This window comes from Vibrio sp. 10N.261.51.C6 (assembly GCF_041471785.1).
Lineage (GTDB): Bacteria > Pseudomonadota > Gammaproteobacteria > Enterobacterales > Vibrionaceae > Vibrio > Vibrio crassostreae_C.
The window spans coordinates 1-25,393 of record NZ_JBFRPB010000019.1 but is presented as its reverse complement, the minus strand read 5'-3'; the positions used below and the strand labels follow the sequence as shown (position 1 = coordinate 25,393).

The window sequence follows — 25,393 nt, the reverse complement described above, 5'->3', positions numbered from 1 at the left end:
GGTTTCTATGACAGCGAAATATGGCGCTAAACGTCGATTAGCGATTTTGGGTACAGCAATGATGGCCGCGTCTAGCGCCACTTTTGCGGCAGAAAAGCCAAATATATTGGTCATTTGGGGGGACGATATTGGTCAATCCAATGTGAGTGCATACACCTTCGGTCTCATGGGTTACAAAACCCCGAATATTGATAGCATCGCCAAAGAAGGCATGATGTTTACCGATTACTACGCAGAGCAATCTTGTACCGCAGGTCGCTCTACGTTCATTACAGGTCAAAGTGTACTGAGAACAGGCTTAAGTAAAGTAGGCTTGCCAGGTGCAGATATTGGCCTTCAAGCAGAAGATGCAACCATTGCTGAATTGCTTAAACCTATGGGTTACATGACAGGTCAATTTGGTAAAAACCACCTTGGCGATAAAGATGAATTTCTTCCAACAGCGCACGGGTTTGACGAATTTTTTGGCAACCTTTATCACCTAAATGCTGAAGAAGAACCAGAAAATGAAGATTACCCAACCGACCCAGAGTTTCGTAAGAAGTTTGGCCCGCGTGGTGTTATCAAATCATTTGCTGACGGCAAGATTGAAGATACGGGCCCATTAACACGTAAGCGTATGGAAACCGTTGACGAAGAAACGCTCGATGCCGCGCTTGATTTTATGGATCGCGCAGTGAAAGCCGACAAGCCATTCTTCGTTTGGTGGAACGCAACGCGCATGCACTTTAGAACGCATGTGCAACCAGACAGCAAAGGTGTAACCGGCATCAGCAATTACGCCGACGGTATGGTTGAGCACGATCGCCACGTTGGTCAGTTACTGAAACAAGTTGACGAATTGGGTATTAAAGACAATACGATTGTTTTCTACTCAACGGATAATGGTCCACACATGAACTCTTGGCCTGATGCGGGCACAACCCCGTTCCGTGGTGAGAAAAACACCAACTGGGAAGGCGCATACCGTGTACCAGCAATGGTTCGTTGGCCTGGTAAGATTGAACCGGGCAGTGTCTCTAACGAAATTATGCATCACATGGACTGGATGCCAACCTTCGTAGCAGCCGCAGGTGATGATCAAATCAAAGAGAAACTGCTGAAAGGCCATACTGCAGGTGATAAAACGTTTAAGCTTCACCTAGATGGTTATAACTTTCTTCCTTATCTAACGGGTGAAGAAGAAAAAGGTCGTCGTTCGGAGATCTTCTACTTTACCGATGATGGTGATTTAGCAGCACTTCGTTATAACCAATGGAAAGCGGTGTTCATGGAGCAACGAGCAACGGGTACCATGCAAATCTGGGCTGAACCGTTCGTGACGTTACGCCTTCCTAAGCTGTTTAACCTTCGTATGGACCCATACGAAAACGCAGATATTACCTCGAACACATATTACGACTGGTTGTTAGACCACGCTTATATGTTCGTTCCTGCTCAAGCGTATGTGGGCAAATTCTTAGAAACATTTGCTGAATACCCACCACGCCAAAAAGCAGCAAGCTTTAGCTTGGATCAGGTTATGGAAAAACTTCAAGAGAACCATAACAAGTAAGTGATTGTTTGAGTGAAACTGAACAGATTGAAGAGCTCTTAGGAGCTCTTTTTTTATGCGCATACCGATGAGTAAATCCCGGTCGTGAATATGAGTCACAACTATCGAGCTCATTGCCACTAAATAATTGTAAATTCATTGTTTTTGCGTCTACCTTATTAAGCATAAGGATGTATAAAAACAAGGAATGTTATGTCTGCATGGTTGTGCTCACTGGTAAACGGATTGAAACACCAGCGAGTCGCAGTATTATCCGCAATCTTGTCTTCACTGATGTTGTCGCTGTTCAGTCTGAACGCCTATGCCAACGAGCAAGACCCTAATATCAACTCTGATATTTCAAAGGCCAACTTTGTAGCTTCGCACGTTAGCTCTGATGCTTTACCTATCGGCTCTAAAGCCACGTATGTCGGTTCGGAAGCGTGTGTTGATTGTCATAGTGCAGAAGTCGAAGCGTGGGAGGGCTCTCATCATGATATGGCGATGAAGCACGCTACAGACGAATCTGTATTAGGTGATTTCAACGATCAAACGGTCACTCATGACGGAAAACCCAACCGATTTTTCCGCAAGGGCGAAGAGTTCTGGGTCAATATTGAAGGGCAATACGGCCACTTTAAAGATTACAAAATCAGCTATACCTTTGCCTTTGAACCACTACAACAATACATGGTTGAATTTGAAGACGGCCGTGTACAGTTGATTCCTTTCGCTTGGGACTCTCGCACTGAGGGCGAAGGCGGTCAACGCTGGTTTAACCTCTACCCGGATACCACCAACACTGATGAATTCTACTGGACCAATAGCGGTCAAAACTGGAACTTCATGTGTGCTGATTGCCATTCAACGAACCTAGAAAAGAACTACGACAGCGCGAGTAATACCTATAACACTACTTGGTCTGAGATTAATGTCGGTTGTGAAGCCTGTCATGGCCCTGCAAGCGAGCACGTTGAGCAGGCCCAGCTAGCAAAAGCTCAATTAACCAAAGAGCAGTCAGCAAAAGCTAACGGTGGAAAGGATGCTCCAGTCTCGGCGCATTATGGTTTTGACCGCGACTTGTCGAAGTCGGTCAAAGAGTGGATCTATCAAGAGGGTAATTCAACCCTGCAACCAAAAGACATCATCCATACGAATCAAGTTCAAACCTGTGCTCAATGCCACAGCCGTCGTACTCAGTTAAATGAAACGGGTGATCACGTTAACGGGTCTTTCTTTGATAAGTATCGCTTGAGCTTGATTACCCCAGAGCTTTACCACAACGATGGTCAAATCTACGATGAAGATTATGTTTACGGATCTTTCCTTCAATCCGTGATGGCGGAAAAAGGCGTCACATGTACTAACTGCCACGATCCCCATACTGCTGAACTAAAAATTGCGGAAGAAGCCGTGTGTAGCCAATGTCACATTGCATCAGAATACACGCCTGAGAAGCACACATTCCACGAAGCGAATACTGAAGCTTCACAATGTACGACTTGTCACATGCCAGAGACGACTTACATGGAGGTCGACCCAAGACGTGACCACAGTTGGCATATCCCACGCCCTGATATTAGCCAACACATCAAGACGCCGAACGTGTGTACTAGCTGTCATGAAGATCAAACCGACCAGTGGGCAGATAAGCAAATCGGTGAGTGGTTCCCAGATTCTAAGTATCGTAATCAGCAGCACTTTGCCGTTGCCTTTTATGCTGACTCGATAGGGCACAGAGGTGCAGAGGATGCGTTGGCATACTCGGCTCAGGACTCTAGCTTAAGCAATATCATTCGTGCATCGAGCTTAGAACGTTTGGGCGGTAATACGGGTAAGAATACGCTTATTTCGCTGGCAAGAGCGGTGAAACATGATGATGAAATGATCCGTTTGGGTGTGGTACAAGGCTCGTCTGGTTTCCCATTCACTGACCGTTGGCAAATTCTAGAGCCGCTACTGAAAGACCCTGTATTGTCGATTCGTTCAGAAACCGCAGGCGCATTAGTGCGTTATTGGGGAGAAATGAACCCTCTGCAGAAAGACCAAATCAAGCCTGCATTAGAAGAGTACATTGAAATACAGCAATTTAATGCCGACAGAGGATTTGGACGTACTAACCTAGGCAACGTTTACCGAGATTTAGGCCAGCACGACAAAGCGATTGAGTTTTATCTAGGCGCTATCGAGATTGAGCCTTATTTCGAAAACAGCTACGCCAATTTAGCGGATTTGTATCGAGCGCAAGGTAACGAGGCAAAAGCGTTGTCGACCTTGAAGCAAGGTATTGAAGCTCAGCCTAAATCGAGTGTTTTGCCATACAGCACAGGGTTATCTCTGCTTCGCGTGAAAGATTACGAACAAGCAACGGACTACCTTAAACAAGCCGCTGAAACTGCGCAAACCGACCCTCAATATTGGTATGTGTACGGATTGGCTTTGGAAAAATCGGATGTGCTTGCGGCAAGTCAATCACTGCATAAGGCTTACCAATTTAGCCGCAACCCACAGCACCTGTATGCCCAGTGTGAAGTGTTGGCGCGAAACAGTCATATACCGGGCGTACCAAAGGCGTTTGAGCAATGTATTTCATCATTGAGCAAAGTGGCACCGCCGGAAGCCATTAACCAATTGAAAGCTAGGTTTAAATAAAGCGATGAGGTGAGCTTGGCTATCGAGCTTGCTGCTTATTCCGCTTGTAACCAATTATCGCGTTTATAACTGTTTATCATGTGTATAACTAATAGTTATGGAGCTTGTGAGTAGGATGTACGCAGCCAGATTGAATTAAGGGAAGACCTATGAACCATGCGCAACAAGCAATAAACCAACTGATTGAACAAACAGAGAAAAGTGTTATCGGTCAGAGCCACGTCGTTCGGGCTCTGGTGATAGGGTTATTGACTAATGGCCATGTGCTTTTAGAGGGACTTCCCGGTACAGCGAAAACTCGCTCAGTAAAATCGCTGGCGAATCTACTGAACACCAGTTTTGGTCGAATTCAATTTACGCCAGACCTGCTGCCATCTGATGTGACGGGCACGGAGGTGTATCAAGAGCTTGATGGAAAGCCTCAGTTGCATTTCCAACCGGGTCCTATTTTCAACAGCATTGTATTAGCCGATGAAGTGAACCGTGCGCCTGCAAAAGTACAGGCTGCTCTGCTTGAAGCGATGGCGGAAGGGACGATTACGGTGGGTGGTCAAACTCACATCCTACCTGATCTATTCATGGTGCTCGCTACGCAAAACCCAGTCGAGCAAGAAGGTACGTATCCACTGCCTGAAGCACAGATGGACCGTTTCATTATGAAAGTCACGGTCGACTATCCAGAAGATGAAGCTGAACGCGACATCATTCGACTTGTGCGCAGTGAGGAACTCGGTAGCGAGACGAGTTCGGAATTAGTCACTCCACAGCATATTGAACCTGAATTAGTGCTTGAAGCGCGCCGCCAACTTCCAGACATTGCCGTTTCCGATTTAGTAGAGAACTACATTGTGGCTTTGGTAATGGCGACTCGTAAACCTGAGCGTTATCCAGAATCAGACTTATCGAAATGGATTGAAATTGGTTCAAGCCCTCGTGCATCTATTTCATTGGATAAATGTGCTCGCGCTTATGCGTGGCTGCAAGGGCGTGACCACGTCACGTTAGACGATGTGCGTGCCATGTTGCCAACCGTATTAGGTCACCGATTCTCATTGTCTTACGATGCATTGGCCGATGGTGTTGACCATCAAAGAGTGGTTGAAGAACTGCTTGATAATGTTGAGATCGGATAACTAGGGGGCGTTATGGCGAAGCCAACACAAGCTCCCAAACCACAAGGCCTTGATCCTCGACTGTACTGTGACTATTCAAGGTTAGTGCGAATTCAGGCTCAAGCTGAGTCATTTTCACTGTTACCTCATTTAAAAGCGGGCAGTGTACTTTCGGGCAGACATAACTCTTTGTTCCGTGGTCGTGGTTTGAACTTCGAAGAATTACGTCATTACCAATTGGGTGATGATATCCGTAATCTCGATTGGAAAGTCACCATGCGAACGGGGAAGCCGCATGTTCGCAGTTACACCGAAGAGAAAGACCGTAATGTGATGATCTGTGTCGATCAGCGCAGTTCGATGTTTTTTGCTTCTCAAAACACCATGAAATCCGTTGTGGCTGCCGAAGTGGCGGCACTGTGTGGGTGGCGAGTGCTAAAAGATGGTGACCGTGTCGGCTTCGTTTTAGCCTCACACCAAAAACTGTTTCATACCAAAGCGCAGCGTTCACAGTCTGATTTACTGGCTCAGCTAAAACATCTTACCAAAGCCAATCAAAGCTTAGGCGTCAATGTAAGTGATGGCGATAATGTTGGTTTTAGCCAGTGGATTGAACTGATCAAACGAATGAGACTCAAGCAATCAACCTTGATATTCATTAGTGACTGGCGAGACTGCCGAGAACAACATCTCGATCGACTAAAGCAGTTACAGCAACACAACGATATCTTGGCCATTATGGTCACCGACCCATTAGAACAGTCATTGCCTCAAGATCTTGCAAGCGCAAACTGGGTGGTGGGTGATGGTCGTTTTCAACTTAATCTGGATAGCCAATCTAAGGTAAACCTCGCGAGTGAAAGTCTTGCTCAGAAAGCGGCACTTCAGAAACAGTCCCTTGCTAAATTGATGGCGATGAAAAACCTCCCTTATATAGAATTAGACACGTCGGGCAATCACATATCACAGCTGCAGAAGCTAGTGGGAGGGCGCTAAATGGCTGTTGAACATACTCCCCCAAGTACCTATATCCTCCGCGAACTGCACGATGTAGCGATTCCTGACAGTGTGAGCTGGGCTCCTCAAACGATCGGCTGGAAGATCCTTGGCGTTATTCTGTTATTGGTCGCTATCTATCTGGCTTATCGCTTGGCGTTAAGGTGGTGGAATAACCGTTATCGCAAAGAAGCGCTTCAAGAACTCATGGTACTGGATGCAAGAGACAAGAACTCAACCGAACGAACCTTTAAAGTCCTCAAAGTGGTGCTTCGTTACCTAGACAGCAGTAATGCCAAGTTGTTTGGCCAAGCTTATGTGAACCGTTTGAACGCTTATCTGCCTGTTAGCGCCAACACGAGTGAAAACAGCAATGCGTTCTTTGCCGATGAAGTTTCGGAATTATGGATGCAAAGCCTAATTGACCCTAATGTGCGTTTGAGCTTTGAACAGCGTTTAGAGGTAATTCAAACCGCGATGATGTGGCTAAAACTTCACAAGCCGAATGTACAGGTAACGGTTGAGGGGCAAGACAATGTTTGATGTTTTATCTGCCAGTTTTGAATTTGCGCATCCGCTGTGGTTTATTGCGCTGCCTTTACCGTTGTTGGTCTACTTTGCGGTGCCAGCTTATCGAACTAAGCAAATGGCGATTAAGGTGCCATTTTTTCGAGAATTGGTAGAAGCGATTGGGGAAGCACCGTCAGAAGGTGCAAGCCATTTAACTCCAAGCTGGTGGCAACGAACCACGCTCATTATTACTTGGGTATTGGTCGTGTGTGCGTTAGCGAAACCAACCATTCTTGGTGAGCCACAGGTTCGCGAACAATTGGGTCGTGATGTGATGGTGGTGGTCGATTTGTCTGGCTCAATGGCGGAGCAAGATTTCACTTCTAAACAAGGCGATAAAATCTCTCGTTTAGATGCGACCAAAGAGGTGCTGGCTGATTTTGCGAAAACCAGAAAAGGTGACCGACTCGGTTTGATCTTGTTTGGTGATGCAGCGTTTGTACAAACGCCATTTACCGCGGACCAAGATGTATGGCTTGAACTGCTTAATCAAACTGATGTCGCGATGGCAGGGCAAAGTACGCACTTGGGCGATGCAATTGGCTTGGCGATCAAGGTGTTTGAACAAAGTGAAAAGCAAAGTGCTGCCGTTCAAGATTCAAACGTCGACACCAACGAAAAAGAGAAAGTCGTGATCGTATTAACAGACGGTAATGATACAGGAAGTTTTGTTGAACCGATTGATGCCGCCAAAGTTGCGAAGGCGAAAGGCGTTCGAATTCACGTTATTGCGATGGGCGATCCGCAAACCGTTGGAGAGGTTGCTCTGGATATGGAAACCATCAAGCGTGTCGCTCAAGAGTCAGGTGGCGAAGCCTTTGAAGCACTTAACCGCGACGAACTGACCAAAGCCTATGCTCAGATTGGTGAGCTTGAACCTCAGTTATATGAAAGTACCACTTATCGCCCTAAACAGGGGCTGCACCACTATTTGATGGCGATTGTTGTAGTGATGTATTTGACCGCATTCAGCTTAGCAACGATACGCCGAAGATCGCTGCTCGCTTCTTCGGCTAAGAATTTGAAAGGAGAGAGTGATGCCTGATTCTCTCACGATACAACAGTTCTTTACCCAGTTTCATTTTATCCGACCTTTGTGGTTGTTGGCCTTTATTCCGATGTTCTTCCTGTTATGGGTTCGTTGGAGAGAAGAGACCAAACCAACGTGGAAAGACATTTTACCTACACACTTACGTGATGCATTGACGATTGGCGAAACAGGCTGGCGCAAGCAACTGCCGTTGAAGCTATTGGTGGTGATTGTGACTATCGCCATCATTATCTGTTCTGGCCCAACATGGCAGCGTGAGGCTTCGCCTTTTGGTGAAGACAAAGCGTCGATGTTGGTTGTGCTTGATAGTAGTGAATCTATGCTTGCTAAAGATTTGCCTCCAAGTCGCTTGGAACGATCTAAGCAGAAAATTAGAGACTTATTGGCAGCTCGCAAAGGCGGTAATACGGGCTTAGTGGTTTATGCAGGCAGCGCACATGTGGCGATGCCCGTCACGCAAGACAGCAAGGTGTTTGAACCGTTTCTAGCGGCTATCACACCCGATATCATGCCTGTTTCAGGTAAGTCAGCAGAGGAAGCACTGCCACTGATTAATCAGCAACTGTCTGGTGAGTTAGGCTCTTCTGTACTGTTGGTATCAGATGGTGTAAACCCAAGCACCATTAGGGCGTACGAGAGTTTCTTTAACGACAATCCTTATCAGTTGCTCATTCTCGCCGCAGGAAACAGTAATGTGGTGAGCGATAACCCTGTCGACCTAGATTCACTGCGTAACTTAGCGAGTAAGACGGGTGGACGAGTGATTGAAGTGACCGTTGATGATTCGGATATCCAACAACTGAACAGAGCGGTTGAAAGAAACATGCAGCTCAACGGCGAATCTTCAATGCCTTGGAAAGACATGGGCTATGGACTGCTTATTCCAATGGCTTTCATTATGTTGCTATGGTTCAGAAAAGGGTGGTTGGTGCAGTGGTGTGTCGTTGGTTTGATGATCACAAGCAGCATGTATTCACCAGACACTTTGGCGAAAACAGTCAACTTAACCGCTGAGAAACCAGTTGTGGTGGAGTCGGTTACTACTTGGGACAAAACAGCTCAATGGTGGTGGGACTTATGGTTAACGCCCGATCAGCAAGGTCAACGCCTGTTGAATCAGAAAGAGTACCTTCAAGCTGCCAAATATTTTACTGACCCAATGCGAAAGGGCGCGGCTTATTACTATGCTCGTGATTTTAAGCTCGCTCACAGTGCGTTTTTGCAAACCAAAACTGACCTTGGTTTGTACAATGCAGCGAGTGCGTTAGCTAGGCAGCGTGAATACCTTGCCGCACGAGACCTCTTGAAATCATTAAGTGAGAAAGAGGATCTGTCACCAGAACTAAGAACGGATGTGGAGAACAATCTTGCTGTGCTTAGTGGAATTGTCGAAGAGGTAAACCGAACCAGTGAAAGCCAGTCTGGAACCACAGATGGCCCTGAAGAATCTTTAGAACTCGAAGACGATCAGCCGCGAACGGGTGATGGCGCTGAAGAAGAAACGGTAGCGGAATTGATGCTTAAGGAAACACTTAACGCGAATGAGATTTTGGGCAGCCAAGAGCTTGCCGACAAGTGGTTAAAGCGAGTAGAAGCCGATCCTAAGTTCTTCTTGAAATCCAAATTCCAAATTCAGTTAAGAGATCCTGCGCCTTCCATCGAACAAGCGTCAAAACAGGAGCAAACGCAATGAGTCGATATGATTTAGCTCTTGAAGCGATTCAATCAAAGCGAGCGCGATTCACAGCCCGCACATGGTTGTTGTCGATGACTCTTATGTTGAGTTGGTTTTTTCCTGCTGTTGCTTCTGCTGCCGATATCTTCGATCTGCAAAAAAGTGGTGACGTTGAGCTTATCGCTTGGATTGGCGAGAAACCCAAGTCAGGCGACAAAATAACGCCGGGCAAAGTCAGCGTAAATGAGCAGGTCATTCTGAACATTGAGGTGGCGACACCGCGCTGGTTAACGGGCGGCACTCGAATCGGCAGTATCGAAATCCCTAACGTTATCGCTAAGCAGCGTAACCAACTCGCGATGAACTACACAGAAAGAGTCGGTGGTACTACATGGTCACGTCAGCGTTGGGAAGTGACGCTTTATCCGATGACTTCCGGTGAGTTTGTTATTCCAACCGTACCGGTTCGTATCCAAGTTTCTGCTCCTGATGGTTCAAACGTGGGCGGTACGCTTTACACGCAGCCGATTAAGTTTGAAGCTTCGTTGCCTTCAGGTTTACTCGATAATGAAACGCCTTGGTTTTCTGCGACAGAAGTAGATATAGAGCAGCAATGGCAACGCTCAAGTGAAGAGCTAAAAGTTGGCGATGCTATTACTCGAACTATCACGATTAAGGCAAAAGACAGCTTTTCTGTGTTGCTGCCAGATGTGCTAACCAATAAGTCCACTAAGCAGTTCCAAGCTTACCCACAGCCCAACCGTTTGGATGACACTCAAGAACGTGGTGATTATCGCTCAAGCCGAGTTGAACAGACTGTATATGTGATTCAGCAGGGTGGTGAGTTTACGCTGCCAGAGTTTTCATTTCAGTGGTGGGACAGCAAAAATCAACGCCTTGAAAACGTGGTGATAAAAGGCGAAGTGTTTGAAGCCAAACACACAGTCCAATCTTTCATCAAGGCCTACATGTCGGTGTTTATTAGTGTTGGTTTGGTGTTGTTAGTCTGCATTGCGTTGATTGTTTCGGTTAAGCGTTACTACGCAAACCGCCCAACACCGAGTTGGCTGGTACTACGTCGTTTAGTTAAGCAAGGTAATTGGGCTGCATTAAGAACCTTTATCTACCGTCAATTGCGAAACCAAACCTCTCAGTTAGAACTGAATAAAGTGCAACTGGATAAAGCGCAACATGGTAAATCAAATGGACAAAAGCGTTGGCTAGAAGATAGCGAAGCCCTTCAACAAGGATGTGAAGATAAAAACGTATTCACTCGTTTATGGAAAGGGTTACGTAACTTGCCCAGTGACACATCAAACTCAAGCAATTCTCGTTCAATTGCTGCTCGCTTGAAAATCCCTAAAGCCTTGCCAGACTTAAAAGATAGAACTAAGTAGCAAACTTTAGTCATTCGCATCGAACATAATCGACAGGTTCTCTACTATGGAGAACCTGTTTCTTTAATATGGAACTGTATGAAAAGTACCGAACTAAATCTAATTCCTATATTTGTCGCTATTTATGAAGAGCAGAACTTATCTAGAGCTGCTAATCGCATGGATATAAGCCAACCAGCAGTGAGTAAAGCACTTGCAAGGTTGAGAGATATCTATGATGAGCCACTGTTTCATCGCACCACATCAGGCGTAGAGCCAACCACATTCGCTATTGATATCTATCCTGCAATGGCCGCTGCACTTAAAAACTTTACTTCTACCTTATCCGCATCAAGAGACTTCGATCCTAAAACCTCAGGCCGCGTGTTTTCCATTGCCTGCGTCTCGGCGGCGAGCTACGAAATGATGCCAAAAGTCATGCGGTTAATCAGCCAAGTCGCACCAGGTATCGCGTTAGAGGTTCATCCTCTGTTTACCGAAGACTATGAGTCTGATTTAAGGCTGCAAAGACACGACGTGATTGTTGATATGACGCCTAAAGGAAGAACCATGCTTAAGCACGAGGTGATTTCTACAGAAGAGCTGGTGGTGGTGTGTAGTAGTGATCATCCTACGGTTGGCGATACCATCGATATGGAACAGTTCTTAGCACTCGAGCATGTGGTGGTCTCTAGGTGGCATGCGCGCAAAAGCTTATTAAGCTCTGAGCACTATAGTGACCTTGAGAAACGTAGAATCGTGTATCGCGCAGCGGGCGTTGTAGAGATGCTTCCTGTTATCGAAGGCTCTGAGTACATCGGAGTAATGCCTATTTCATCAGTGCATTGTTTTGCTGAAAAGTACGCGGTAAAAACACTGCCATTGCCCTTCGAGTTGGAAGACCTCGATATGTGTATGATTTGGCATCCAAGCCGTACTAATGAACCAAGCCATAAGTGGTTACGAGCTAAGATCAAAGCGGCAGCAAAAGAGTTATCAAGTTAGCCTATACAAGGACATAGCCATGGACAGCATTCGCGTGATTTTAAACGGAAAGAAAGCCAATATCCCGGAATTAAGGCAAGCCACCTTTGCGGCGAGGGACAATGATATTGACCTGCAAGTTAGAGTGACTTGGGAATCGTCGGACATGTTTCGTTTGGTAAGCGAGGCAATATGCGATGGTGTTAAGCGTCTGATTGTTGTCGGTGGCGATGGAACGGTGAATGAAGCCGTTAACGCGCTCAACCTGTTCCGTGCCAGTGAAAGACCGCAACGGGAATACCTAACGATATTTCGGGTGCTTTTGAACTAGCGCTGGAAGGCAAGGCGTTTGCGGTGGATAGCGCGCGTGCGAATGACCGCTATTTTATGAATGTCGCTGCGGCGGGTGTTGGTGCTGAAGTCACAGCTGAAACGCCAGTCGAGCTTAAAGATTTTCTCGGTGGCGGTGCGTATACACTAACAGGTGTGGTGAAAGCACTTGGCTTTAAGCCCTACAGTGGCACGTTGCCCATAGACAAAGGCAGCTTTACCGGCGAGATCCTTGTTGGTGCTTTTTGTAATGGTCGCTTAGCGGGTGGAGGACAAGAGTTAGCACCCAATGCATTGATTGATGATCGCTGTTTACCCAGTCGGGTATCGAGCTATCACGTACCACCATGGCCAGGTGGGTCATCCAAGTCAGTGAGAAGTTCGCCCCGCTGTATGCCGCCTTGAAAGAGCACCTACTTCAACAAGTGGTGGTTCAGGCGGATGAAACGCCGCTCAATGTGCTCAAAGAAGAGAAGCAGTGTTATATGTGGCTTTACTGCTCAGGCGCTGACTCGCCCGAAGCGGCACTGCCGAATGTGAAAAAATCGCCTTGTACGACTATCAAAACAGTCGCGCGAGGGTGTGCCCCGTGGACTTTTTAGGTGACTACAACGGTTATCTACAAACCGATGGCTACACGGCTTATCATGGTCTGCATCACGTCACTAATGTGGGGTGCTTAACGCAAGTTCATGGACGCGAAGAAGCTTCAAGGGGAAGGTAAATCGGGCAAGGCTGATAAAGTGCTGGCTAAACCCCAAAAGCTCTACGGGATAGAATCACGCTTAAAAGGTGCGCCTGCCCAAGAGCGAAAAGCAGAGCGTTAAGCGTATGCCAAGCCGATACTGGATGAGCTTTACCAATGGATGACAACCCAGAAGGTGATAGGCTCTAGCCCACTAGGCAAAGCAATAAAGTACTAGCTCGGGCAATGGCCTAAACTCATTCGTTATATCGACGATGGTCACTTATCTATCGATAATAATCGCGCTGAACGCGCAATTAAACCGCTGGTTATTGGCAGGAAAAATTGGCTATACTCCAACACGCCAAACGGTGCTGAGGCGAGCGCGATGCTTTACAGTATCGTCGAGACTGCAAAAGCCAACGGTCTTATCCTCTAAGACTACATGGTCAAGTGCATGAAAGAGCTCGCGAAAGCAGAGCCTGATATCGACGCACTTCTACCTTGGACCTCTTCGGGTCAAGTCAAAACAGACCTCAACAATATTGGCTTTGGCCTCGAAACTTACGTTTGGTGCTAACTATGCCATCGGACTCTAATAACATATTTGGGTTCTTTGATGAGTTTGAAGCTTCAGAAGGAGAGTCACAGCAACCCCCTATAGAGCTGTTTCAAGAACCCGTTGAAATTTTATCAACCCTAGATAGTCAGCCAAAGAAGGTACAACAAGAAGTCTTTGTGATAAATAAAAAGCGACATCCACTCACGGTAGTGAATATATGTAGGATCACGTCCTGCATAAGCGATTTATTCAAATTTAAAGAGTGAATTAATATCGCACCATAAAGAAAAAATACTTCAAATACTCCAGAAATGAGCATGGCTGAGCATAGGGATTCTCAGGTTTGATGATACCAATATCAGGTCAGATGGCCGAACACATTTATGGGTACAACCATGAATTTAACGCATCGCTCACTCATGGTTATCGCTATCACTGTTGCTCTTTCTGCGTGGGGTAGTGATGAAACCAGCTCACGTCCTATTAAGCCAGAACCGCTTCAGACATTACCAACAGAGCAGGTTTCAGTATCCATCGGGGACGCGACTCTTTTCGCAAATAGAGAGTCTGTTGTGATCAATACCTTAGCAGGTGACGAGCAACGCGTATCCATTGAAGCGTTTAAAGGAATCACTTACGCCGATCAACAACGTTTTCAGCACAGTCACTCCGTCAATTAGAACACAATGCTGATAGCGCTATAGATGCGACACAATTTGGCGCCGTGTGCCCACAGCTTAAAATAACCCAGCAAGAGCAATCTGAAGATTGCTTGAATCTTAATATTTGGCGTCCTTCGGAGATCAATGGTTCAGAGTCATTACCCGTGTATGTCTTTATTCATGGTGGGGACTTTGAATATGGCGCAGGTTCTGATACCGATATTAACGGTGATACCGTCGTGGCTAAAAGATACCATTCGATATACGGGTGGCGTTGGCGCTGGAAAGGCGAACCTCGATATTTTCAAAGAGTTCAGTATAGGTGCGTCGTACAACAAAACGATTCAATTCGGCACAAAAAACTCGGGAGTCGCTGCGCTTCAGCAGCTCCAGTTTCGAGTGGCAAACACACCATTGATGCTGGGTGTGAAACATATTATTGGCCAGAGCTCGGTAGAGTTTGAGACCAGTAATGAAGATGTGAATAACGCTATCAATGGCGTTATTCAATATTTTATGGGCGAAAGCTCGGTGACCTCTGGGCTGGGTGTTGTCGCGGAATACGATAATGCGATTGATAATCGTTGGACCGTTTCTGCGTTTTATGGCCTGGGTAAAGCGACAGTAGAGGGCAGTCTGTCAGACGATGAAAGTGTCGATGCGTATGGTGCTGGATTTCGCTATCAGATAGCTTGCCGATATGGGTTACACATGGGGGTAGACCTCGCTTTTAGTGACGTTGACAGCGCGTTTTATATAACGGTTGGCAGTGGATTCTAATGATGGAAAGGTGGGTGTTAGTCAATCGATTGATTTTTCTACATGCAGCATAGTTTTCATAGCAATCATGAACTAATATTCTTTTACAACAAACATAACAGGTATCAATATGAAAAATTACGACCCAAATGAATTGGACGCTACGCAAGTATTACTTGATGGTGTCGATACAGATAAACGTTCGACTTTGACTAAGTTAGCGGTTGGGGCTGCGGCACTGCCTTTTGCCTCTGTTTTACATGCAGCCCCTGAAAAACTGGTTGGCCAAAACATCAAATTGATGCCTAACGAGAAAGGGCCATTTGATATCGTTATCGAAAATGGCCGTGTTGTTGATCCTGAAACTGGACTCGACGCAATTCGTCACGTCGGTATTAAAGGTAAGCGTATTGCTGCAATCTCAGACAAAAAGCTGCAAGGCAAAACAATCATCGATGCTGAAGGTCTCGTGGTTGCACCTGGCTTTATCGATATGCACGCTCACGGACAACAACTTCCTGCTGCCCGTGCTCAAGCATTCGATGGCGTAACCACCGCTCTTGAGATGGAATCTGGTCTATTCCCAATCGGAACGTACTACGATATTACTGCTGCTGAAGGTCGCCCGATTAATTACGGCGCTTCTGTAGCATGGACTTACGCTCGTATTCAAGCAAAAGAACCTACGATGCCTGCTCCTGATGGTACGATTGTTTGGTTCCAGAAAGCTTTTTCTAAAAACAATTGGCAAAATACCCTAGCAACCCCAGATGAATTAAAACAAATTCTGGGCTCGGTTGAGCAAGGTCTTAAAGAGGGGGGCTTAGGCATTGGTATTAACGCGGGTTACGCACCAGGTTATGGCCACAAAGAGTACTATGATCTTGCTAAACTAGCAAAACGCTATGAAGTACCAACCTACACTCACGTTCGTTACCTAAACAGCGCAGAGCCACAATCAAGCTTTGAAGCATACCAAGAACTCATTAGTCTGTCGGCGACAACGGGTGCACACATGCACATTTGTCACCTCAACAGCACGTCAGTACAAGATATCGAAGATTGTGCCGATTTAGTTCAATCCGCCATTGATCAAGGTTTAGCCGTTACTACTGAAGCTTATCCTTATGGTGCTGGCTCTTCCGTTATTGGCGCAGAAGTTTTCCGTGGTGACGATTGGTTACAACGTTGGGGTGTACCAAGCGCTAGCTACATGGAAGCGAATGGTAAAGCACTAAACCAAGAAAAAGTCACTGAACTACAAGCATCAGCGCCCGGTACCGTGGTTGTCATGCACTTCTTAAAACCCGATGAGAACAAAGAAGATCGCGCTAAAATGGACCGTTCAGTATTATTCCCAGGTGCAGCTATCGCTTCAGATGCAATGCCTTGGATGGATGATAAAGGCGTATTAATTGAAGGTGATGTATGGCCACTTCCAAGCAACGCAATAGCTCACCCTCGCTCACTTGCCTGTTTCTCTCGTTTTATTGAAAAATATGTCGAGGAATACAAAGCGGTAACACTAGTAGAAGCGATGGAAAGAACTAGCTTAAACGCATGTCGTATTCTTGAGGATGCTGTTCCACAAATGGCAAATAAAGGTCGTATTCAAGTAGGTAAAGATGCTGATTTAGCTATTTTCAAACTTGATGAAGTAAAAGCCGTTGCAACATTTGATAAACCAAATGCCCTTTCTACAGGCATGAAATACGTACTTGTAAACGGGACACCTATCATTGAAGCTGGTGAAATGTTGTTAGATTCAAACCCAGGTGAAGCGGTTCGCAACAAAGTTACTGGCTAAGTTATCCTGACTTAAAAGGTTGGGCATTAGCTCAACCTTTTTTATTGCTTACCGAGTAAATATAGACAACGAAAATCGAAAGAGAGCATGCTATGAGCAAGAAGCCTATTCCAGTAACAATTTTAGCCGGATTTTTAGGAGCAGGGAAAACGACCCTACTAAACCATATATTAACCAATGCAAATGGAATGCGCATGGCTGTGATCGTCAATGATTTTGGATCAATCAATGTTGATGCGGAGTTAGTTAAATCTGAAAGTGAAAATATGATCAGCCTAGAGAATGGCTGTATCTGTTGTAACCTTGCAGAAGGACTAGTCGTTTCGGTAATGCGTTTACTCGCATTAGAGGAACGCCCAGACCATATTATTGTTGAAACTTCAGGTATCGCAGAACCCAAAGAAGTGGCACTTCAATTTGAAGATCCGGAACTGCAAGCACACGCACCTTTAAATGCAATCGTGACGACGATCGATGCGGAAAACATTTTAGGGCTAGAAGGCCCAATGGAGACGTTGTCGAAGCAGCAAATTCAAGTGGCTGACATTGTTCTGGTTAATAAAGTTGACCTAGTCGATGCTGATAAACTAGAGCAAGTCAAAGCATGGTGCCGAGTACAAGCTCCGTTTGCTAAATTGATTGATATTTCATTCGGCGAAGTGGATTTACCTATCTTATTTGATGCCCCTGAAAGTACGCGCTTTGTCACTAACAAAATAGCGGGTGATCAAAGGGAATGCCAGCACCATGATTGTCATGATGAGCACTGTCATCACGTGAACCATGATTTCGAAACATTCAGCTTTGAAACTGATCAACCACTTAATCTACAAAGTTTGTATCCTCTACTGCAACAGTTTTCAATTGATGCTTATCGCATGAAAGGTATTTTAAATTTAACCGATCGTCCTGATCATCGCTGTGTATTTCAGTGCACGGGCCAGCGAGCCAATGTGACGGTTGGAGATGCATGGGAAGATGATGAATCTCGTTCGTCACGGTTAGTCTTCATTGGACCTAAAGGTGGCCTTGATAAAGAGAGTATGCGTAAAAAACTGAACGCACTGGTGGCGTAGTTAGAACGGAAATGGAGTAGATGGCAAGCCTATCAACCTAGCGCTTGCCTATACCTAGCTTACCTCTGCCTACTTTGCATTGACTCATCCTAAGCATCCTTATCTTATTGAATTATTGGCTACTTTCGATTCTATTCGGTTTTTCCAAATCCATATTGCTCATTCCCCTCGCCATCTGAAACACAATAGTCTTATCGATTTTCGAGACTCTGTTCATCAGTACCTTCTCAGAATCGGTTAACGTCAAAAAGCAGATAAAGACTCAATCGTGGGTTATTGGGGCGTGTTGATCAGCGATTGTTAGCTCGATGGTTAGTGCTCAATGATGGAATCAAAATGACGACTAAATATAGAATAAACCATGATTTGTCCCGCCATAATCGCGCCAAACATCAGCAAGGCGGACAGACCAATATTCGGAATGGGTAAAATGGAGGTCGCAAAGAAGGACTCACTTGCTCCGACAATGATTCGACTACCGGGGACAAGAATGATGATCCCTTGAATAATGTATATGAGTGGTGGAACGTGACGCAATTTCCCCATCCCCAACCCGTAAAGCGTAATGAGTATTGTGCTTACCCATGTACCTACAACCCAATCGGAAGTAAACCAATGTGGCCCCCACATGCCAATTGCCGCGACAGGAAGGCCTAAGAGAATTTCTGTCATACTTGCGTTGAAAATAAGGCCAATAGCGACAGAAATCCCGATCAGTGCGGTGACATGAAGAACGAATGGGATTTCATCAATAAATACCGGTACCGATAATGGTTGATTGATTATGTTGGCTAAGCCTAACCCCATAACAATGCCGATGAATATTTTCATTACTATGAGTGCGCTTTGTGCAAGCAGTTCGATACCTGACCGAAAGTCATTGAGAGCAAGACTGGCTAAGCCGTTGGTGACGGTTAACCCAGGAATAAAAAGGACAATGGAAGAAATGCACAGTGCCAATGTTGGTAAGCCGGGAACCTGTGCCGCTATCATACCGGTTAAAAAACTGGCTACTAAGGCGACAAAGAACTCGACAAGAATGCTTCTTGGCCCAGTCAGGAAAATTTGTGCTAGCCAGGCTATAGCGCCCAGAATAATGGATAAACCGACCGCCAGATAAGTACTGCCAACTAACATTAAATAACATGGCGGAAGCAATAAATTGGCAAAGCACAAGGTACGATTCGAGTAGGTTTCTGAACCTTCGTAATGGGAATGAGTCGAAAACCCTTTAAGCGTTGCGACTAAATCACGTAAGTTAACCGAGGGTGGTTTTTTGTTTTCCATCACGACTTTTTGCGTGGGTTGCTCAAAAATAGTGATGACTTTTGTCGGGGTCACATCAATAGAGACTTCAATGTTCTGGCGTTTTGCATAAGCTTGAGTGTATTGAGCTACCGAGTAAGGCGCACAACCAGATTGATGTAATCGGTCAGAAAAGCTCAAAATTTCTTGCTGGCATTGTTCGATATGATTTGTTTGTTTCATTCTGTTTGTTTCTCAATCAACAAGGCGATATATGTTTGAGGGGCATTCTAATTCAATAGTATCCTAATTCAAGCGTAACCAATAGTCGTGTATAGAGGACGGGCCCCTACAAACGAACAAGGCAATGGTTAAAAAGATAGGATTCATTGAATGAGAGGTTATCAGTTTATCGTTGAGGTAAATCAGTCATTGTTGAAGCTGCAACCTCAAAAATAGATCCGATCATGCAGCTATTTGAAGGCGTAAAACTCCAAATCCATGAGGTGATTGATTTAACTCTGAGGCTTTTAGAAAAGCTCGGTAATGAGTAAAGGAAACTAATATTTAGGAAATGGAAGCCTAAATAAGATTGATGATGAGCGTTAGAATCACAACTAGAATGGAACCGACATAAGCAATTTCAATAATGTTTGAATCAATCCAGTTGCAGTATGCTTGAATTGCTAAACTCAGTTTGTTTTTCATAATGGCCTTTGGAAAATTAACCGAAATCTACTGTAAATAATAGCTTATTATGAGTGAGCTTTGATGACGGTTTCAAAGGTTCCTTAGCGCTAACAGTGTGATTGCGGCGCTCACGTATTAACAATATCGTCCCGTGGGTTCATGGGGCGGATACAGTCGATAAGGTTTAAGAGCAGAAAGTTGGGCTAAAAAAGAGGTTCGACCTAGTGAGTCAGAAACAGATAAACGGCTCTTTTATTGAGTGGGTGCTGGATTCGAAATCTAGCTCACGAAACCTTAGAGATTGAGTCTACTCAGTGATCTCTTGCAGCACTTCTCCGATTGACCCGCTTGGTTGGGTGATACCCAGTTTGTTCGAAAGCGTTGGCGCAATGTCATATGGCGTCACTGGTCGCGATACCTTCTTAGCTTCAACGTCGTAGCCTGCAAAGATCACAGGCACATGAGTGTCGTATTTCCACGGAGAACCATGTGTAGAGGCAATTTGGAGGCCTTCCATGTCGTTAATGTAGCTGCGCGGTGCAAATACTACGTACACGTCGCCAGAACGAGCAGGGTGGTAGTTGTTTTTAATTAGCTGCATCACATGCGTATCCGGTACTCGGTTAGCCGCAATGTCACTACTTGATACAGCAAACGCAACACCTTTCACTTTTGCAATTTCATCCGCAATAGCTTCTTGGACCTTAGCCAGATCAAGCTTCTTCTCAGCGATCAGATCATGATTCAGATAGATGTAAGGTTGTGCGTACAAGCGAATCGCGTCTTTGGTTAAACCAAATTCATCCTTCAATCGTTTCTCAACACCACTCGAGAGTAGTGTGTCTTTATTGAAGTATTGAGCTTGATTGAAACCAAGCGCATTTGCCGCAGGTGAAGATTCAGGAACGCCGTGGTCGGCAGACAGCACAATCAATGTGTTTTCTAGCCCGACTTGGTTATCCACGGTTTTGAAAAGCTTAGCGAGAGTCTTATCAAGTCGGATAAGGTTGTCTTCTGTTTCTAGGCTTTCAGGGCCGTAAAGGTGCACCACGTAGTCATTTGATGAGAAACTCACTGACAGATAATCGGTCACGTCGCCTTGGCCAAGCTTCTCTTGCATCAACAAGGTGCTAGCGAAGTTTTCCGTGATTTCGTCACCAGCAGGGCTGACGGTTAGCGTTGTGCTGTAGTACTTGTAACTTGCCGGGCCATAAGGATGAGGGAAGGTGCGTTGGAAGTCACCGAGTTTCACTTTGTGTTCGGTATCGTGTTCTTGCAACGTGTATTTATCACGCGGTAATGAGAGCTCCCATTTCTGTTTGGAATACTGAGCAGCAATCGCTTTCTCGTTCCAGCGTGATAGCCAATCTGGATACTCGTCATAGTAATAGTTACTGGTGACAAACTCCGATTGTGCTTTGGAGAACCAGAAGGCTTTACCACTGTGTCCTGCCAATGAGATTGCGCCGCGGTCTTTCACTGATACACCGAATACTTTTGATTTGCCACTATTGGAAATCGTCAGTTCGTCACCAAACGTGGTGGAGAGTATTGGCTCTGGGGAGCGGCCATCGCCTTGTGCTGTCTTCTGCGTTGGGTCGATCTCTGTTGCTTTATCGACACCTGCACCAGAGGTCAGCATTTGGTAGTTACCGTCTTCTACGTTATACACCAAACGTTCTTCGCTACGGTCATACCAAACGTTACCTACCATGCCGTGTACGCTCGGTGGAGCACCTGTTGCAAGAGACACATGGCCCACGATCGTTTCCGTGTTGCCATGTTGGTAGTTTGCGTTGGTGTAGTAGGTACCATCATCCATTAAGTACCGGAAACCGCCTTCACCGAAGTTGTGCTTATATCGTTCGATTAGATCTGCGCGCAGGCCATCTACCGTGATTTGAAGGACTAGATTTGGCTTTTCCTCAGCTGAAGCTGGGAGAGCCCAGAGTAACGCGAGGGTTAGTCCTGAAAGCTTGGTGTATTGCATAGAGTTTCCTTATTCACTGTTGCCGCTGAGTTCTAATGTTTGGTCAGGTTTCCAACGTTTGGCCAGATTTGTAACGTGTGTGCATTGCGAATCGTATTTTTAGTATTGTTGGTGACGATTAGTGAACCATAACCTTCGGCATCTTTAGTTAGTTCGCTTCGTTAGCTAGTTCACATCCTTAACTAAACGCAGCCCCATATCTGACATAGTGATCGATTGGCTTGCGAAGTCACGACGGTAACTTTCAGATTCATTTTCGTCATAAGCAAAGCTGCCACCGCGAACCGATTTGTGTGATAAACCGACGTCGCTGTGTTTTGCGTTGTTAGGGTTGTCTGTTGGACCGAATCGGTAGAAGGTGTCATCGAAGGCATCGATAACAAACTCGCCCACGTTTCCTGTCATGTCATATAAGCCTAGTTCATTTGGTTTCTTTAGCCCGACTGGATGTGCGCTATTTTTAGAATTTGCTGAGTACCACGCAACATCATCTAAGTTATTGGAACCACTGTAAGTATAGCCTTTACTTTTATTGCCACCTTTGGCTGCAAATTCCCATTCAGCTTCAGTAGGCAGACGGTATTCTTCACCCGTTAATTCATTCAACTGCTCAACAAAATAGTTTGCTTGCTGCCAACTAAGGTTATTGACCGGAACTTGTGGGTTTTGGAAATAACTGAGAGATGAACCCATCACCGATTCGAACAATTCTTGAGTCACCTCGAACTTCGCAATATAGAAACTATCTACAGTTACATTACGTGCAGGACGCTCTGCTTTGGTCGCTTCTGGACCGTTCGACCCCATGGTGAATGTGCCGCCTTCAACCAACACCATCTCTTGGTCAATTTGTTGGGCGATGGGGTGTGTAGGCACGCTTGCACAGCCACTCAGAAGGATAGTCATGGTGACGCTGCTAATTGTTGCTAACTGTTTGTAATTAAGAAATTTCATCACGTGCCTCAGATGTTCGAAATAGGGTCTAATTCTAACGTTTAAGGTCATTCCTATTGGTTATAAAGGGTATAACATGTCACCTGTTCGAATAGGAATTATGATGGGTCCAGAATACTAAAATAGGTAGGTAAATCATGCATATTACTCAAGGTCCACAATATAACGGTAAAGCGTCTAAGCGCTTGCATGTCATGGCTAAGCCGATTGGCGCAGCATGCAACATTGACTGTAAATATTGTTACTACCTAAGTAAGCAAGATTTGTTGGAGTACAAGAAAGGCAGTTCTCCAAGAATGGATGATGAGACGTTAGAAACCTACATCCGACAATACATCGAAGGTCAAAACACGCCAGAAATTATCTTCTCATGGCAGGGCGGTGAACCGACAATGCTAGGTTTGGCGTATTTTGAACGCGTGGTTGAGCTACAGAAAAAGTACCAACCTGAAGGTGTATTGATTTCAAACGATTTACAAACCAATGGTACCTTGCTGAATGATGATTGGGCGGAGTTTCTTGTGAAGAACAACTTCCTGATCGGTTTGAGTATTGATGGTCCCGAAATGCTGCACAATGCCTATCGTGTTAACAGAGCTGGCCGTGGCACATTCAAACAAGTGATGGCGGCTGTGGAGCTGTTGCACAAGCACCAAGTGAAATTCGCGACGTTAACCTGCGTGAACAACCTGACCAGTCAAAATGCACTAGAAGTGTACCGATTCTTACGTGATGTGGTGAAGTCGCCACAAATGCAGTTTATCCCTATCGTTGAGCAAAAAACCTTTAGAACGGTTGCACCGCAAACCTCTCAAGTGAGCGAGCAATTGAAGCAGGGTGACAAGCGCCTGATCCCGGGTCATAAAGATTCAATCATGGAATCATGGTGTGTGTCAGATCTGGCGTGGGGTAACTTCCTGATTGCTGTGTTTGATGAGTGGGCGAAACACGATATCGGAAAAGTGTTCGTTCAATATTTCGAAGCAAGTTTAGAAACGTGGATTGGGCGTCCGAACCCACTGTGTACCTTGAATGAGATATGCGGAAAGGGCTTGGCAATGGAGCCAAATGGCGACGTATTTTCATGCGACCATTATGTTTACCCTGAATACAAGATTGGTAATATTCATCACGAGAAACTTGATGATTTGGCGTACAGCGCACCACAGCAAAAGTTTGGTTTTGCTAAATCCCGTATACTGACCAGTCAATGTCAGCAGTGTGATTACAAGTTCGCTTGTCATGGTGAGTGCCCTAAGAACCGCTTTATCAAAACTCGTGTAGGTGAACCGGGTTTGAACTACTTATGTGCTGGTTGGCATAAGTTCTTTTCTCATGTCGATAAGTCGATGGCGTACATCGCTCGCGCGATGGGGCATCCGGTTGCTCATGGTAAATTCAGCGACTCAGTATTGATGGCGCATCGAGCAAAACAGGCGCAACAAGCTACGTTCGAGACCAAGTTTTAACTCGTTCTTTGGATCAACAGGTCCAAGAAAAATTTAATCAGATACGAGTCTAAGGACAGGCTAAGTTCTCCAGTTTAAGGTAATACTATGATGAAGAAGAGTTTAGCGACAGCTGTTGCTTTATTGATTTCAACGTCCGCATTAATTTCAACGTCTGCGATGGCTGCGAATAGCGTTCAACAAACGGTTGACGCGCCAGCACAAAATATCAATCAAGTGCTTGAAATGACGGACACTCAAACCCGCATTCAACAGTTGTCTTACATGGCACAAGATCAGAATCAATCTGTTGAAAATCGTACTGGTGCACTGCAAGAGCTTGCTTCATATCCAAGCCAAAATGCGCTGGTGGCGGTGGCAAGAGGCTTAAAAGATCAAAACCCTGAAGTTCGTGAAGCGGCGGTTATCGGTTCTGAACCTTACCAACTTGAACATCGCTGGGCGTTAGTTTCCCCCTTGCTAAAAGACAGCGATACCATGGTTCGCCATACGGCAACGTCAAACCTAGTCCGTGACTTCAATGCATTGGATGACGAGCAGAAAGCACAAATTGAACCACCAGTCATAGAGCTTATTAGCTTCTTGGAAACGCAAGAATCTGAAAAGTACCAATTACTGTTTGCTGATGTGCTTCGTTGGCACAATGACTGGGATAAGGCGGAAACGGTTTATCTAGAGCTGATCAGTACGCATCCAAAAGAAGCGCAAGTTTGGTTGAGCTACGCAGATAATTTTCGAGCTCAGAACAAAGATAAGCAAGCAGTCGAAGTATTAGATCGTGGTTTGGAGAGCGTGCCAAACAACGCCGCTCTGCATTATTCGAAATCGTTGACTCTGGTTCGCCTTGAAGACAAAACTGCGGCAGCCAAAGAGATTGAAGTGGCTGCGAAGCTAGCGAAAGATAACAGCTACTACTGGTACCTAAATGGGGTATTACAAGAAGAGTTGGATATCGACAAGTCGACTAAATCGTTCGAGAAAGCATATTTGATCTCTGGTTCTCCAGAGCAGCTATACGCGGTATGCGATATCTATGTGCGCTACGGAAATGAAAAGACCGATGATTGCTTAGGTGAGCTAGGTAAAGTAGCTCCTGACTATGTTATTGATCAGTTGAAAGATAAACGAGTAGCGCCAAGCTCATAATATCCTAATGAGTAATTAGCGAAGCCTATAATGAAAAGCCAGTCGACACTGAAGTGACCCCGTAAAGT

18 protein-coding genes and 3 pseudogenes are annotated in these 25,393 nt (G+C 45.5%); 18 read left to right on the top strand and 3 right to left on the bottom strand.

The window, feature by feature from the left end; genetic code table 11:
- The first annotated feature begins 7 nt into the window (after window positions 1-7).
- The 16 genes and pseudogenes from AB4375_RS04450 to AB4375_RS04375 all read left to right on the top strand — a co-directional run bounded on the left by AB4375_RS04450 (window position 8) and on the right by AB4375_RS04375 (window position 17,831).
- The gene (locus AB4375_RS04450) at window positions 8-1,555 is read left to right on the top strand and encodes an arylsulfatase (protein WP_102479208.1); all 1,548 of its coding nucleotides are present in this window, start codon (window positions 8-10) and stop codon (window positions 1,553-1,555) included.
- Window positions 1,556-1,747: 192 nt separating this feature from the next.
- Window positions 1,748-4,186, top strand: a complete 2,439-nt coding sequence (locus AB4375_RS04445) for a tetratricopeptide repeat protein (protein WP_372051090.1) — start codon at window positions 1,748-1,750, stop codon at window positions 4,184-4,186.
- Between the two features lie 149 nt (window positions 4,187-4,335).
- Window positions 4,336-5,319, top strand: a complete 984-nt coding sequence (locus AB4375_RS04440; protein ID WP_004730485.1) for a MoxR family ATPase — start codon at window positions 4,336-4,338, stop codon at window positions 5,317-5,319.
- 12 nt (window positions 5,320-5,331) lie between these two features.
- The gene (locus AB4375_RS04435; protein ID WP_372051089.1) at window positions 5,332-6,294 is read left to right on the top strand and encodes a DUF58 domain-containing protein; all 963 of its coding nucleotides are present in this window, start codon (window positions 5,332-5,334) and stop codon (window positions 6,292-6,294) included.
- Window positions 6,295-6,837, top strand: a complete 543-nt coding sequence (locus AB4375_RS04430; RefSeq protein WP_108208755.1) for a DUF4381 domain-containing protein — start codon at window positions 6,295-6,297, stop codon at window positions 6,835-6,837.
- A complete protein-coding gene (locus tag AB4375_RS04425) occupies window positions 6,830-7,909 on the top strand; it encodes a VWA domain-containing protein (RefSeq protein ID WP_372051088.1) in 1,080 nt (359 codons plus the stop codon). Before AB4375_RS04430 ends, AB4375_RS04425 begins: the two co-directional genes overlap by 8 nt.
- Window positions 7,902-9,608 (top strand): VWA domain-containing protein, encoded by a 1,707-nt coding sequence (locus AB4375_RS04420; RefSeq protein WP_372051087.1) that lies wholly within the window; start codon window positions 7,902-7,904, stop codon window positions 9,606-9,608. The genes AB4375_RS04425 and AB4375_RS04420 overlap by 8 nt, the downstream gene beginning before the upstream one ends.
- Complete coding sequence (locus tag AB4375_RS04415; protein ID WP_372051086.1) at window positions 9,605-10,987, top strand: BatD family protein; 1,383 nt, start codon at window positions 9,605-9,607, stop codon at window positions 10,985-10,987. Before AB4375_RS04420 ends, AB4375_RS04415 begins: the two co-directional genes overlap by 4 nt.
- A 78-nt stretch (window positions 10,988-11,065) precedes the next feature.
- On the top strand, window positions 11,066-11,971 hold the full coding sequence (locus AB4375_RS04410; protein WP_017059228.1) for a LysR family transcriptional regulator: 906 nt from the start codon (window positions 11,066-11,068) through the stop codon (window positions 11,969-11,971).
- A gap of 19 nt (window positions 11,972-11,990) precedes the next feature.
- A pseudogene (locus AB4375_RS04405) lies at window positions 11,991-12,586 on the top strand (diacylglycerol kinase family protein); the annotation flags it as partial.
- Window positions 12,586-13,545: pseudogene (gene tnpC / locus AB4375_RS04400) on the top strand (IS66 family transposase); the annotation flags it as partial. The pseudogenes AB4375_RS04405 and tnpC, both read left to right, overlap by 1 nt.
- A gap of 377 nt (window positions 13,546-13,922) precedes the next feature.
- On the top strand, window positions 13,923-14,207 hold the full coding sequence (locus AB4375_RS04395; protein WP_017062010.1) for a hypothetical protein: 285 nt from the start codon (window positions 13,923-13,925) through the stop codon (window positions 14,205-14,207).
- A 44-nt stretch (window positions 14,208-14,251) separates the two neighbouring features.
- A pseudogene (locus tag AB4375_RS04390) lies at window positions 14,252-14,374 on the top strand (carboxylesterase family protein); the annotation flags it as partial.
- Window positions 14,334-14,969, top strand: a complete 636-nt coding sequence (locus tag AB4375_RS04385) for a hypothetical protein (RefSeq protein ID WP_017069872.1) — start codon at window positions 14,334-14,336, stop codon at window positions 14,967-14,969. The pseudogene AB4375_RS04390 and the gene AB4375_RS04385, both read left to right, overlap by 41 nt.
- A 109-nt stretch (window positions 14,970-15,078) precedes the next feature.
- Window positions 15,079-16,755 (top strand): amidohydrolase family protein, encoded by a 1,677-nt coding sequence (locus tag AB4375_RS04380; protein WP_017062008.1) that lies wholly within the window; start codon window positions 15,079-15,081, stop codon window positions 16,753-16,755.
- A 92-nt stretch (window positions 16,756-16,847) separates the two neighbouring features.
- A complete protein-coding gene (locus tag AB4375_RS04375) occupies window positions 16,848-17,831 on the top strand; it encodes a GTP-binding protein (protein WP_108202790.1) in 984 nt (327 codons plus the stop codon).
- Between the two features lie 312 nt (window positions 17,832-18,143).
- Here the strand turns inward: AB4375_RS04375 and AB4375_RS04370 are convergent, their stop codons facing one another.
- From AB4375_RS04370 to AB4375_RS04360, 3 genes are all read right to left on the bottom strand, one after another.
- Window positions 18,144-19,319 carry a threonine/serine exporter family protein gene (locus AB4375_RS04370; RefSeq protein WP_372051085.1) on the bottom strand — a complete coding sequence of 392 codons (1,176 nt, stop codon included), beginning with the start codon at window positions 19,317-19,319 and terminating at the stop codon, window positions 18,144-18,146.
- A 754-nt stretch (window positions 19,320-20,073) separates the two neighbouring features.
- Window positions 20,074-21,756 (bottom strand): alkaline phosphatase family protein, encoded by a 1,683-nt coding sequence (locus AB4375_RS04365; RefSeq protein ID WP_372051084.1) that lies wholly within the window; start codon window positions 21,754-21,756, stop codon window positions 20,074-20,076.
- Window positions 21,757-21,921: 165 nt separating this feature from the next.
- A complete protein-coding gene (locus tag AB4375_RS04360) occupies window positions 21,922-22,710 on the bottom strand; it encodes an SUMF1/EgtB/PvdO family nonheme iron enzyme (RefSeq protein ID WP_017060470.1) in 789 nt (262 codons plus the stop codon).
- A 137-nt stretch (window positions 22,711-22,847) separates the two neighbouring features.
- Between AB4375_RS04360 and AB4375_RS04355 the strand changes: the two genes are divergently transcribed.
- Window positions 22,848-24,179 (top strand): anaerobic sulfatase maturase, encoded by a 1,332-nt coding sequence (locus AB4375_RS04355; RefSeq protein ID WP_372051083.1) that lies wholly within the window; start codon window positions 22,848-22,850, stop codon window positions 24,177-24,179.
- An 87-nt stretch (window positions 24,180-24,266) separates the two neighbouring features.
- The gene (locus AB4375_RS04350) at window positions 24,267-25,325 is read left to right on the top strand and encodes a tetratricopeptide repeat protein (protein ID WP_372051082.1); all 1,059 of its coding nucleotides are present in this window, start codon (window positions 24,267-24,269) and stop codon (window positions 25,323-25,325) included.
- Window positions 25,326-25,393 lie beyond the last annotated feature (68 nt).